At 39.3% G+C, this 12,489-nt stretch carries 12 protein-coding genes; 9 read left to right on the top strand and 3 right to left on the bottom strand.

From position 1 onward, the window contains the following. Nucleotides 1-52 precede the first annotated feature (52 nt). The 5 genes from TW85_RS09065 (at nucleotide 53) to TW85_RS09045 (ending at nucleotide 4,124) form a co-directional block, all read left to right on the top strand. Nucleotides 53-1,120: a BMP family ABC transporter substrate-binding protein gene (locus TW85_RS09065; protein ID WP_046016802.1), complete on the top strand. Its 1,068-nt coding sequence runs from the start codon at nucleotides 53-55 to the stop codon at nucleotides 1,118-1,120. A 141-nt stretch (nucleotides 1,121-1,261) separates the two neighbouring features. Beyond that, nucleotides 1,262-1,612, top strand: a complete 351-nt coding sequence (gene uraH, locus TW85_RS09060) for a hydroxyisourate hydrolase (protein ID WP_046016801.1) — start codon at nucleotides 1,262-1,264, stop codon at nucleotides 1,610-1,612. 79 nt (nucleotides 1,613-1,691) lie between these two features. Beyond that, nucleotides 1,692-2,573, top strand: coding sequence for a xanthine dehydrogenase accessory protein XdhC (gene xdhC, locus TW85_RS09055; protein WP_046016800.1), 882 nt, complete (start codon nucleotides 1,692-1,694; stop codon nucleotides 2,571-2,573). Nucleotides 2,574-2,588: 15 nt separating this feature from the next. Continuing rightward, entirely contained in the window at nucleotides 2,589-3,605 is a 1,017-nt protein-coding gene (locus TW85_RS09050; RefSeq protein ID WP_157196915.1) for an adenosine deaminase, read from the top strand. Between the two features lie 144 nt (nucleotides 3,606-3,749). Beyond that, on the top strand, nucleotides 3,750-4,124 hold the full coding sequence (locus TW85_RS09045) for a DUF2750 domain-containing protein (RefSeq protein WP_046016799.1): 375 nt from the start codon (nucleotides 3,750-3,752) through the stop codon (nucleotides 4,122-4,124). 72 nt (nucleotides 4,125-4,196) lie between these two features. Here TW85_RS09045 and TW85_RS09040 read toward each other — a convergent pair whose 3' ends face one another. Next, entirely contained in the window at nucleotides 4,197-5,903 is a 1,707-nt protein-coding gene (locus TW85_RS09040; RefSeq protein WP_046016798.1) for a methyl-accepting chemotaxis protein, read from the bottom strand. Between the two features lie 709 nt (nucleotides 5,904-6,612). Further along, a complete protein-coding gene (locus TW85_RS09035; protein WP_046016797.1) occupies nucleotides 6,613-7,086 on the bottom strand; it encodes an Mpo1-like protein in 474 nt (157 codons plus the stop codon). Nucleotides 7,087-7,255: 169 nt separating this feature from the next. Between TW85_RS09035 and TW85_RS09030 the strand changes: the two genes are divergently transcribed. The 3 genes from TW85_RS09030 (at nucleotide 7,256) to TW85_RS09020 (ending at nucleotide 10,448) form a co-directional block, all read left to right on the top strand. Beyond that, on the top strand, nucleotides 7,256-8,284 hold the full coding sequence (locus TW85_RS09030) for an AraC family transcriptional regulator (protein ID WP_046016796.1): 1,029 nt from the start codon (nucleotides 7,256-7,258) through the stop codon (nucleotides 8,282-8,284). 105 nt (nucleotides 8,285-8,389) lie between these two features. After that, a complete protein-coding gene (locus TW85_RS09025) occupies nucleotides 8,390-9,445 on the top strand; it encodes an aldo/keto reductase (RefSeq protein ID WP_046016795.1) in 1,056 nt (351 codons plus the stop codon). 136 nt (nucleotides 9,446-9,581) lie between these two features. Beyond that, a complete protein-coding gene (locus TW85_RS09020; protein WP_046016794.1) occupies nucleotides 9,582-10,448 on the top strand; it encodes a PA4780 family RIO1-like protein kinase in 867 nt (288 codons plus the stop codon). A gap of 64 nt (nucleotides 10,449-10,512) precedes the next feature. On the opposite strand, the gene TW85_RS09015 is transcribed toward TW85_RS09020, so the two are convergent. Continuing rightward, nucleotides 10,513-12,162, bottom strand: a complete 1,650-nt coding sequence (locus tag TW85_RS09015; RefSeq protein WP_046016793.1) for an NAD+ synthase — start codon at nucleotides 12,160-12,162, stop codon at nucleotides 10,513-10,515. 71 nt (nucleotides 12,163-12,233) lie between these two features. On the opposite strand from TW85_RS09015, the gene TW85_RS09010 reads away from it, so the two are divergent. After that, nucleotides 12,234-12,476, top strand: a complete 243-nt coding sequence (locus tag TW85_RS09010) for a PP0621 family protein (RefSeq protein WP_046016792.1) — start codon at nucleotides 12,234-12,236, stop codon at nucleotides 12,474-12,476. The last annotated feature ends 13 nt before the right edge of the window (nucleotides 12,477-12,489 follow it).

Genomic DNA, 12,489 nt, shown 5'->3' with positions numbered 1-12,489 from the left:
GTATCCCAATGAATGTTTCAAACTTAGTATGCCTGAGGGCGAAGGAGTGAAAATGAAATTTAAATCTTTATTAGTGGGTTTAGGCTTAGTTGCTGGCATTAGCATAGCGCAAGCAGAAGAACCCTTTAAAGTTGGCTTTGTTTATGTTGGCCCAATTGGTGACCATGGCTGGAGCTATGAGCACAACCGAGGGCGAGAAGAGCTACAGTCTTTTTTCGGTGACAAGATAGAAACGACCTTTGTTGAAAACGTACCTGAAGGCGCCGATGCTCAAAGGGTTATCACGCAACTCGCAAAAGCCGGTAACGATCTCATTTTCACTACCTCCTTTGGCTTTATGAACCCAACACTCAAAGTATCTAAGCGTTTCAAGAAAACAACGTTTGAGCATGCCACAGGCTATAAACGTTCTAAAAACATGGGAACTTACACTCTCAGAACCTATGAAGGTCGTTATGTTTCTGGCGTTGCTGCAGGCATGCTAACCAAGACGAATACTATTGGTTACATTGCCTCCTTCCCTATTCCAGAAGTATTTAGAGATATCAATGCCGTCTATATGGGAGCAAAAACTGTCAACCCAGATATTGATATTAAAATCGTTTGGGTTAACACCTGGTACGATCCAGGTAAAGAAACAGATGCCGCTAATGCACTCATCGACCAAGGTGTTGATATCATGCTGCAGCACACAGATAGTCCAGCACCTCTTATTACTGCCCAAAAAAGAGGCATTAAAGGCATAGGTCAAGCTTCCGATATGAGCCATTTCGCACCTGATGCGCATATTTTCTCTATCAGAGATAACTGGTTTCCTTATTATTTAAAAACCACTCAAGCTGTCATGGATGGTACTTACAAGCCACAGGATTTTTGGGGTGGTTTTAAAGACGATATGCTAAATGTCTCTTCTATTAATACAAACCTCCCAATAGAGGTAAGAGCTAAAATAGATGAAACCTATAACGCTATTCGTTCAGGTGAGCTTAAGCCTTTCACAGGTCCGATAAAAGACAACAGCGGCAAGCTGGTGATTGAAGCCAATCACACGCTGACAGATAAAGAGCTCTCACAAGTAAACTGGTATATAGAAGGTATCAAGGCTAAAATGCCTAATTAATTTCTAACCTATTTTGTTGAATTTAAAGGGGTATCACAATTTGGTACCCCTTTTTTGTTTGCAATACTAGCCAATTCTTCTTACCAAGGTTAATATATGAAACTATAATTTCATAATTAATAAAAACGAAAGGAAAGTAACATGGGATATTTAACCACTCACGTACTTGATACAACCAATGGTGTTCCAGCAAGCGGTGTCGCAATTAAACTCTTTAAGATTACCGACACAAAAGAACTCATTGCAGAAACAACAACAAACAGTGATGGTCGTTGCGATAGCCCAATTTTAGCTGAGGCAGACTTTGCTAAAGGCAAATATGAGCTTGAGTTTGCAATTGGCGATTATTACCGTCGTCTTGGCGTTCAACAAGAAGAGCCTCTATTTTTAGATGATGTTGTTCTTCGTTTTGGTATCAATGATGAAACTAGCCACTATCACGTACCTGTTTTAGTTTCTCCATATAGCTACAGCACATATCGCGGCAGCTAGTTTGATATAATAAAAGAGGGTGGCTATTACCCTCTTTTAGGCACACTTTTCATTTACGACAAATAAAGAAGACTTAAGTATGAATACTCATTGGATCAAAGAAGCGGCGAGATTGGAGCAGTCAGGGATAGACTTTGTTATGGTCTCTGTTCTTTCAATCAAAGGCTCTACGCCCCGCGAAGTGGGTGCGCGTATGCTGGTTACAGCCAATCACAGTTTTGGCACAATTGGTGGTGGTCATCTTGAATTTAAGTCTATTGATAGTGCTCGCCAGCAACTGAAACAAAATCAAGCTCAAATTATCACCCAAGACTTTCCTCTTGGTGCAACATTAGGCCAATGCTGCGGTGGCTTTGTAACCGTCTTATTTGAAACTGTGATCCAGCCTAAATTCCACTTGGCCATTTTTGGCGCTGGCCACGTAGGACGAGCTATCATCAATTGCCTAAGTCAGATTCCTTGCCAAGTTAGCTGGATAGATAGCCGAGCTGATGAATATCCAGAGCATATCCCACAACATGTAAATCAAATTATCAGTGATTACCCTGTCGATGAAATCGCCGATATGCCAGAAAATACTTACTATCTTGTCCTTACCCATAATCACCAGTTAGATTTGGAATTAAGTGAAGCAATTTTAAAACGCGAAGATAGTGCTTTCTTAGGTGTCATTGGCTCAAAAACGAAAAGCGCTCGTTTCAAGCATAGATTGAGAGACAAGGGTTTTAACAAAGAGCAGATTGCTCATATGCAATGCCCTATGGGTGAAGTTGAAATTATTTCAAAACAACCAGGCGAAATTGCCATTTCAACACTTTCTCACATATTAAAAGTACGTGCAGAACTTGAAAATAAGCAGAACAAGGCAGAGAATACTGAATTAGAGTCATTGGATATAATAGACGATGTTAAGCTGCAGGAACAAAGCGTTAAGACTGAAAGCAAGGCGGAGTCAAAATAAGAATAGGACCTCCTCTTGATAGAAAAATCTAATTTGTTAGAACTTGCTTTTAGCATGCCAAAAACCGAGCTTCATTTGCACATTGAAGGTACATTTGAAGCTGAACAAATGTTTGAATTTGCCCAGCGCAATAAGATCTCCCTCTCTTACACCTCAATCGAACAACTTAAACAAGCTTACTCATTTAGCAATCTACAAGAATTTTTAGACCTGTATTATCAAGGTATGTCAGTTCTTATCACTGAACAAGATTTTTACGAACTCACTTTAGCCTATTTAACTAAAGTTCATAGCCAAAACGTGGTTCATGTAGAGATATTCTTTGACCCTCAAGGTCACCTTGAAAGAGGCATCTCCTTCTCTACCCAAATTAATGGCATTTATCGCGCCTTAAAAGAAGCAGAAACAAACTGGGGGATGAGCTTTAAACTTATCATGTCCTTCTTACGACATTTAAGTGAAGAGAGTGCTTTTAGCACCTTAGAACAAGCGATTCCTCATCTTGAAAAGATTTATGCCGTTGGATTGGATAGTTCAGAACTTGGCCATCCTCCTGAAAAGTTTTTAAGAGTCTTTAAAGCCTGCAAAAATCTGGGACTAAAAGTGACTGCTCATGCGGGAGAAGAAGGCCCACCTAAATATATATGGCAAGCGGTGAATGACTTAAAAGTAGATCGTATCGATCATGGCAACCGCTGTTTAGAAGATGACGAGCTAGTTCAGCATATTAATCACGAGCAACTTACTTTGACCGTCTGCCCTCTATCAAATCAAAAGCTTTGTGTTGTTAACGATATGAGCCAGCATCCAATTAAAGAGATGCTACATCAAGGCCTAGCGGCAACCGTTAATTCTGATGACCCCGCTTATTTTGGCGGCTATATGAATGACAACTATCAAGCCTTGATAGAGCAAACACAACTGACAAAAGATGAGCTAAAACAATTAGCCAAGAATAGCTTTAACGGTGCTTGGATTAGCCCAGATAGGCGACAACATTTTTTAAATCAAATAGATACTTTATTCGCTTAAAAATTGGGTAGGATTTTTTATTTCGCTAAAGCGTATTATCACCTGCCGCTATAATCATCATTCTTTCAATTAACTCAAAATTTTGATTTTCGTCCTAATCCAATATGATATTATGATGAAAATTTTAAACTAATAGGTATAGCAATGGGCTTTGACAGCCAACAAATCGAAACTTTTTTTCGTCTTCAAACAAACTCTCGTTATGACGCCATTATGAGCCACTGTAAACAGCAAAAAGACCTTTGGGTTTTACATGATGAAGATGGCTGTATTCTTGTTGATCTTGGTAAAGACAAGGTACTTCCAATATGGCATGACCAAGAGCTAGCCAACCAATGGCGTGGAAACGAATATGAAAAGTCCCAAGCTTTACATATTAAGTTTACTGACTTTGTCGATAAATGGTTACCTGGCATGGCAAAAGATGGATTTAACCTAGGTATTGCGCCTAACCTTGCTGGCGAAGGCATTGTTGTCAGCCCTGAAGAGTTCGCGACAGACATAGGCGTTAAGCTTTAATCAAGCTGATTAAAGCTTAAAAAAAGCCCGATTGTTTTACCTCAAACAATCGGGCTTTTTTATTCATCTCAATTAGTCTGTTTTAAACTTGCCCACCAAAGCCTGAATTTTCAAACTCAAATCAGTAGTATGTTGGCTACTATTTGCCGTTTCTTTTGAGCCTGCTGCCGTCTTCTCAACATGCTCATTAATCACTTCAACTGTTCTTCGTATTTCTTCAATTGCAGTATTCTGCTCTTCGGTCGCCGCGGCAATTTGCTGGTTAATATTACTAATAGAAGCAACTGATGTCGTAATTTCAGTCAGTGATTCACCTGAATCACGGCTATTACCAACACAAGCCAATGCACGAGATTTACTTTCATCCATACGCTCTACTGCATTTTTAGCACCTGTTTGCAGCTTTTCTATCATCAACTGTATCTCAGATGTCGAGTCTTGGGTTCGCTTAGCCAAGGTTCTAACCTCATCTGCAACCACAGCAAAACCACGGCCCTGCTCACCTGCTCGAGCAGCTTCAATCGCTGCATTTAGCGCCAGCAAATTAGTCTGATCAGCAATACCTCGAATAACATCTAATACAGATCCTATATCATCTGAGTCTTGAGCCAGTTTGTTAATGACACCCGCAGCACTGTCAATATCAGATTGTAATAGATGGATGTTTTGAATCGTTTCATCGACAACCAATAAGCCTTTACTGGCAGCTTGATCCGAGGTGTTTGCTAAGTCTGCACCTTTAGCCGCATTTGAAGCCACTTCTTGCACAGCCGGTAGAATCTGCTCTAATGCCACCAGCAGTTGCTCGATCCCTACTTTTTGCTCAGCTACAGCGATGTCGGTAGAGTTAGCGGTCGCACTTAATTGAGTTGATGAAGAAGAAATATCATCAATCACTTGGCGCAATTCAATCACCACATGTTGAATTTGATTGGCAAATAAATTGAATCCGCGCCCTAGCGTTGATAATTCATTTGTCCCCTGATCATTCAGACGCTTACTTAAGTCACCGTCTCCTTCTCCAATATTCAACATGGCATTAATCGCTGATTGAAGAGGTTTAAATAACGCCTGCATGATGAAGAAAATCAAACTGATAATTAACAGAGCAACGATAATTTGACTAGCAAAACCCGCTTTTAACCACAACGATGCAGCACCTTGTGATTTAGCTAAGTCGGTAGCAGTTCTTTGATCCAGCGCTTTAAAGAACTTATCGACTGGGCTAAAGATAGCTTTCACTTCCTGATGATATTGATTATCAAATACAATTCTTGCGGCGAAAGCTTCTACTGACTCTCCTGGATAAGGTTTAAAAGGGCCCTCAACAAGGCGACCTTTACGAATCGACTCCATTGCCTGAGTTTCTGTTGCAATTAAAAGGTTAGAGTTTTTTGTTGCCTGATCCAGTAACCTGAATTCAGCGCTGGAGAAGTGTAGCTCCTCCATTATATCGCTTTGCTTTTTTCGTTGGCCTGGATATAGGGCTGGGTTCACATTATTTGGTCTGGCTTTATCGCCTGCTCGCCACTTCGCAATATCCCAATAGGCATCCCAATACTTTTGCTCACCAGTAACCACATAAGTACGACTTAATCTAGTAAGATCCAAGGATGTTTGTCTAAACTCGTCAGCTAATAAATAAGATAAATAACGGGTACGGCTACTTTCGTTTTGTTCTTCATTTTTGTACGTAGCAATATTTTGACAAAGAATTGCAATCAACATGAGTACCATAATGGCAACAAGGATAGCAATTAACCGAGTTTTAATTTTCATCTAGAAACCTTATAAAGAAAAATATAATGAATTTTCCTTAACAAATAAGTAATCACTATTTAAATAGCTAAACAGCCATTCTAATTTGCTAAAGCGAGATTCATTTTCTAACAACACAACATCAACAAAGCGTACATTTCATAACACTTAGTAACAGTGGCGAACGATTATAGAAAATTTTTTTTCATCATAATAGAAAATAAAACAATTAAATCAATAATTAGGTTGGTTTTTCTCACATTTTGAAATTTGAATCTCATTTGATAGAAAAATTTAAATTAAAAATTTAACCAAATAAGAAAAACATAAACTTACAAATAACAATCAATCATAATTGAGATGAATATTTTGCATAGCGCGATTTAAAAAAAGAAAGATGCAGCTGATACAGATGCAGACAAGGTAAGGTGAGATAAACTGTGAAGAGATACTATTGCTTCTCTTTTGATTAAATTAGGAAAAATCTAATTTAGAGATGCTAGCACTACTAGCACTAAATGGTCCGCAAAAAATACGCTCACATCAACATGTGGGTAACAGCTATTACTTTACAATCAAAAGACCATATCAATAGTTACTCTATTAATATGGTCTTCAGTTAAGAAGCAAGGCCCTTAAGCCATGCTCTTAAAGTTAAAGTTTTTGAATCGTGCTTATACAGCATTTCAAATAAGTAATGCTCTTCTATAGCTAGGTAATAAGACACCAACTAGTATTTCAGGCCTATTTTAAGGTAGATAAAACTCATCAACCAAGCAGGTCCTATCATAAGAAACTGTAGATCTTTAAAGAATGATGGCTTCTTCCCTTCAACCTTGTGTCCATAAAACTGTAAAAGCCAAAGAAAGGCGAACCATAAAATAGCAAAGCTGAGTAGAAAACCAGGAAACAAGGCTTCAAAACCTAGCATGGAAAAGTAACAAGCGAATAAAAAAACTGTCATTCCAAGCGTTAAGGATAAAGATAATCTTGAATAAAATAACAAAGTCAGTACACAGGCAAGAGAAGCAAAATTTAGATACGGAGAAACTGAAGCCATTACCTCAGGTATGGGAATGACGTACATAAACACCATTACCGTCCAAACTATTTGAGGGACACAGAACCAGTGAATCGCTTTATTCAATTTATTTTGATGACTCTCACCGTATTCATCAAGCCAGGTTTGCATAGATTTAGACATTTGAAGCACCTTCTTTTTATTTTAATTTCATATCTGCCTTAGCGTTAAGGCGAGTCATATTAAAGATAACAACTCCTTCAAGAAAAACAGTCACCCAAGATAGCCAGCTAATTGACCTTACGAGCCAAAGCAAGATAATCTAATCAAAACTTTGCTAACTATGAGTATCATGAAATCTATAACACGCGTTTCAATTCATTGGATTAAAGCCATACTTGCCTCAGCAAAGTCCCTTGGCATTGAAACAGAAGTAATCTTATCTAAAGCTCAAATAGCACTGGATCTAGATAACAATCAGCCTGAATACTTATCCCTACAGCAAACACAAAAAATCTGGTATCAAGCAGAACAACTCAGCGGCCATGAACATTTTGGGCTAATCATGGGGCAAGCATTTAGACCCTCCTATTTTCATGTGGTTGCTTACCTAGCAATGACAAGCTCAAATTTAAAAGAAGCCTATCAACACTTTATTAAATTTTTACCTCTTATTACTGAAGCTGCAAGTCTGTCTTTGCATTATCAGGGCAATCAAATATGTATTGTCTTCACCCCACAGATAGAGCAAACACCTTTTAGCCGCCATCAGCACGAATCAGCTCTGACACTCTTACTCACCTTCACCCGCTGGTTAGTAGGAGATGTCAGCCTAGTACCTAACAAGGTGATGTTTGAACATGACATCACTTCTAATATAAGCGCCTACCAAGATGCCTTTAAACTCGAACCTGAGTTCAATCAAAAACAAACCTGTATTTATTTTCCCATAACATTATTAGATAAAGAGTTAATCGATAGTGATGCAAGTTTAAATCAGCTGCACTTATCCCATGCTCAAACGTTATTGGCTAGCCACCAAAATCGAAACTGGCGTGATAAAACTCAGTTGGTATTCAGTCAATTTAATGGATTAGACCTGAGCAAAAAAGCGGTAGCAGATCATTTAAATATTAGCCCTAGAACGCTGCAAAGGCGCCTTCAAGAAGAAGGTTGTAGTTTTCAATCCCTATTAGATGAACATAAACGAGAGCAAGCAATACATTTCATTCGTCACACAGATTTAGCGTTTAAAGTCATAGCATTACAACTGGGCTTTGCTGAGCCTTCTACATTTTATCGTGCGATAAATCGCTGGTTTAATAAAACACCTCAAGCATTAAGACAAGAAAGTAAAAAACAGGAATTTAGTGAAAGATAAAGCAATGATTTTTTGCTTACCTTTATTTTTCAACTTTTCTCCCCATCATATAAAACAATAAGTTAATTTTATTCGAGATAGCCTTACTAACAGGAAGCTAGGTATATGCAATATTCAAAACTAGGCAGCAGTAATTTATCCGTTTCAAGAGTATGTTTAGGCTCTATGACTTGGGGCTCACAAAATGTCCAAACAGATGCCGATGAGCAAATAGAGTACGCGCTAGCACAGGGAATCAACTTTATTGATACCGCCGAAATGTACGCGGTTCCCCCAACAGAAAAAACCTATGGCCGTACTGAAGAAATTATTGGTGACTGGATATCACGTCACCCTGAGCGTCGTGGCGAATTTATTCTAGCGACTAAAATTGCAGGCCCGGGCCTTCCCTATATTCGTTCAGGTGCACCTATTAGTGCCGAAGGCATTTTTGCCGCTGTCGATGCCTCTCTAGCTCGATTACAGACAGATTATATTGATTTATACCAGCTTCATTGGCCCAACCGCACGACTCCTCATTTTGCTAAGCATCACCCAGGCACAGTAACATTTAGTGAAGTGAACGGAGCAGAACATTCAAGCCAAATGTTAGAAATTCTACAAGCCCTTGATGAGTGTATTAAGGCCGGCAAGATTCGCCATTATGGTTTGTCAGACGATACACCTTGGGGCATAAATGAATATATCAATTTAAGTGAGAAACACGATCTAGCAAGAGCAGTTTCGATTCAAAATGAGTTTAGCCTATTGCATGCGAAGGATTGGCCTTACCTAATTGAAAACTGCATCCATCAAGATGTGGCATATTTACCTTGGTCTCCTTTAGCAACAGGGGCTTTAACAGGTAAATATCTTAATGGTGCGAGGCCAGAAGGTGCTCGCTGGAGTTTTGCCACACAGCGTCATGGACTCTTTAGAGATACAGATCTAGTCAATCAAGCGGTATCTGAATATATTAATGTGGCGCAAAAGCATCAATTAAGCCCTGCTCAATTAGCGCTAGCTTGGTGTAATCAGGTCGATGGTGTGACATCGACAATTATTGGTGCCACCAGCATGCCTCAATTAAAAGAGAATTTAAGTGCATTTGAGCTAAGCCTTAGCGATGAAGTATTAAAGGATATTAATTCTGTATTTCGTCAGTTCCCTGCACCATTTTAATCGGCTCAAAACTTTTTCAGATTAAGAGTCATAAATAGGAATCTCAATCACATTAAAACCGAATATCAAAAGGAAACCTTTACCGTCTTTTGTGATTAGTATTCACAAAAGACGGTAAATAAGGTAAAACGGCCTCATGAAAATACCAAAACGATTACAGCCACTTGTTGAAGATGGCTTGATAGACGAAGTTATTAGTCGTCTCATGAGCGGCAAAGAAGCCGATGTTTATGTAGTTCGCTCCAATAACGAAATACAATGTGCCAAAGTCTACAAAGAAGCCGCTAAACGCAGCTTTAAAAAAGCCGTTCTTTATCAAGAAGGGCGTCGAGTTGGAAATAGTCGACGTGCGAGAGCGATGGAGAAAGGCTCAAAGTATGGCAGAGCACAGCAGGAAGAAGTTTGGCAAAACGCCGAAGTGGACGCCCTTTATAAATTAGCAGCGGCAGGTGTTAGAGTACCTAAGCCTTACGGTTGCTATGATGGTGTACTTCTAATGGAGTTGGTTGCAGATGATGAAGGGGATGTAGCGCCACGGCTGAGTGATGTTTTTCTCACCCATGAACAAGCCATTGAAGACCATGAACTGGTTATGCATTATGTCAAACTCATGTTATGTGCAGGCATGATACATGGAGACCTTTCAGAGTTTAATGTTTTGGTTGATAGCTATGGCCCTGTGATTATTGATTTACCCCAGGCCGTCAATGCTGCAGCCAACAACAGTGCCTTTGAGATGTTAAAGCGCGATGTTGAAAATATGGCTCTATATTACGGCCAGTATGCGCCTGAACTGAAGCATAGTCGTTATGCAGAAGAAATGTGGTCACTCTATGAAGACGGCAAACTCACACCAGAAACCCAATTAACAGGCTTGTTTGAAGACCCTAGTGACGCGGCAGATGTTGACAGTGTGCTTGAAGAAATTAAAGCGGCTTTCGCAGAAGAAGAGGAAAGAATCGAACGTATTCGTTTTGCTCGCGAGGGCGAAGCAATAGATTAATCCTTATCAAGCCGCTATAACCTTCAGGAAGGTGATAACTCACCTTCCTCCTCTCTTCCTAAGATTATTCGCCTAACTGCCAACCATTCGAAATAGGATAACGACGATCACGGCCAAAGCTTGCTTGTGTTACCCTAACGCCTAAGGGTGATTGGCGTCGCTTGAACTCACTGGCGTTCACCAAAGCCAAAATACGACAAACATTTTTACGACTAATTTGTGTTTGTGCTGCTATCTCTTCTAAATTTAAATTCTGCCCTATATAGAGACTTAGCACCTGATCTAAAGTTTGATAATCATGAAGCGACTGAACACCCAGTAGCTGAATAATGTCGTTATCTAAGCTGTTATCTTGTACCCAATCAGGAGGAATTATTTGCTTAATGCTATTTCGATATTGGCATAAACTAAAAATTTGGCTTTTAAAGATATCCTTCAGCACAGAAAAGCTGCCCGACATGCCCCCATACAAAGTAGTACAACCTAAAGCCATTTCACTCTTGTTTGCATTTGATAATGCCATTACTCCCAAAGAGCTCGCCATTGTCATTAAAGTTAACGTTTTAATACGCGCTTTTAGCTTAGGCCCTGAGCTTTGTTTCTTTTTACCTTCCAAGGGAGCCATAACCTGATAAGCAAGCATCATGGGTTCAATATCAACTTGTTCAATCATGACTTTTAACTTGTTAGATATAGCCACTAATGTATCCGAATCAGCTTTACTTGTTTGCTCATCTAGCATTAATGCCGCTTTTACGCGATTAGCGCCTAAAGCATCAACAGCAATGATAAAGGTCAATAAGGACTCAAGACTCGTATTTAGGGCAACTAACACTCCTTTGAATTGGTTCTTTTCCACATAGTCACGTAACCCCAGCACAAGCGCTTGATATAAGCGGCTTTCAGTTGATAAGTTAGGACTCAAAGTACCAGCAAGAGGCTCTATTAAATATGCATTTTCACCTCGAAGAGTAATGGTAGAATGCGCACTCAAATCTAAATAATACAAACCCGCTTTATACCAAGGTGCTTGAAAAACTTTTACCCCTCTATGATCAACAACAAATGAACCGCCTTCGTACACCAGCTCATCTTGCGCCCCCATATAATTCACATAAAGGATAGGTAGATTTACCTCTAATGCCCTTTTATGCAATAAAGCTTCACGAACATTTACTTTTTCCATATGAAAAGGTGAGGCGTTTAGGTTAAAGATAATTTGCGCACCAGCCTCCTTAGCTAAAGCGCAAGGTTCTTGATGCCAGATATCTTCACTAATGCTTAATCCAACACGAATACCATCAATATCAACAACAAGGGCCTGATTTCCAGCTTCAAAATAACGTTTGTCATCAAACACCCTGTAGTTGGGCAATTTTTGTTTGTTATATTCTGCAATTAAAACCCCATTAAAAAGCACCCCTGCACAGTTAAATAAAGCCCCATCCACATGTCTTGGATAACCTAGAATCACATAGATGTCATGCACCTGATCCAATATGGCATCTAATGCAGTCTCAATTGCCTGCTCTAAACTTGGCTTTAACAACAAATCTTCAGGTGGATAACCCATCAAAGTAAGTTCAGGGAAGACAATGACTCTAGCCTGCCCTTCATCTCTTGCTTTGAGCGCTTTAGTGATCACGGTTTGACTATTTTTATGAATATCACCGACAAGCATATCAACTTGTGCCATAGCTACTTTTAAGGTCATTGCTTTGTTATCCTATCAAGTCTGTTAGAATAGCTTGGTTATGTTTTAGAGACCCAATAAAGGGAATATTGATGATCGTACGCTTAATTGTTTTTACTCTTATTTTTCTTCTTCTCTGGTGGCTATTTAGAAATATTCGAGCCCTCATCAACCAAAGAAGCGAGCAAGTAAATAAAAAAGAAAATAAAAGTAAACCTGAAGAGGAAATGATTTCCTGCAAGGTCTGTGGCGTTTACACCCCAAGAAGTCATGCGGTTAAAGGCCGGAACAATCAATTCTACTGTAGTAAAGAACACTATTTAGAAGATCAATAATTAGAGAATAGGA

This window comes from Marinomonas sp. S3726 (assembly GCF_000967665.1).
In the GTDB taxonomy this organism is placed as follows: domain Bacteria; phylum Pseudomonadota; class Gammaproteobacteria; order Pseudomonadales; family Marinomonadaceae; genus Marinomonas.
This window is presented reverse-complemented; position numbering and strand designations above follow the sequence as displayed.

Bases quoted from the DNA above. Each gene is read 5' to 3' on its own strand.
- xdhC (WP_046016800.1), top strand. From the start codon at position 1,692: ATGAATACTCATTGGATCAAAGAAGCGGCGAGATTGGAGCAGTCAGGG.
- TW85_RS09045 (WP_046016799.1), top strand. From the start codon at position 3,750: ATGGGCTTTGACAGCCAACAAATCGAAACTTTTTTTCGTCTTCAAACA.
- TW85_RS09040 (WP_046016798.1), bottom strand. From the start codon at position 5,903: ATGAAAATTAAAACTCGGTTAATTGCTATCCTTGTTGCCATTATGGTA.
- TW85_RS09025 (WP_046016795.1), top strand. From the start codon at position 8,390: ATGCAATATTCAAAACTAGGCAGCAGTAATTTATCCGTTTCAAGAGTA.
- TW85_RS09030 (WP_046016796.1), top strand. From the start codon at position 7,256: ATGAAATCTATAACACGCGTTTCAATTCATTGGATTAAAGCCATACTT.
- TW85_RS09035 (WP_046016797.1), bottom strand. From the start codon at position 7,086: ATGTCTAAATCTATGCAAACCTGGCTTGATGAATACGGTGAGAGTCAT.
- TW85_RS09020 (WP_046016794.1), top strand. From the start codon at position 9,582: ATGAAAATACCAAAACGATTACAGCCACTTGTTGAAGATGGCTTGATA.
- TW85_RS09010 (WP_046016792.1), top strand. From the start codon at position 12,234: ATGATCGTACGCTTAATTGTTTTTACTCTTATTTTTCTTCTTCTCTGG.
- uraH (WP_046016801.1), top strand. From the start codon at position 1,262: ATGGGATATTTAACCACTCACGTACTTGATACAACCAATGGTGTTCCA.
- TW85_RS09015 (WP_046016793.1), bottom strand. From the start codon at position 12,162: ATGACCTTAAAAGTAGCTATGGCACAAGTTGATATGCTTGTCGGTGAT.
- TW85_RS09065 (WP_046016802.1), top strand. From the start codon at position 53: ATGAAATTTAAATCTTTATTAGTGGGTTTAGGCTTAGTTGCTGGCATT.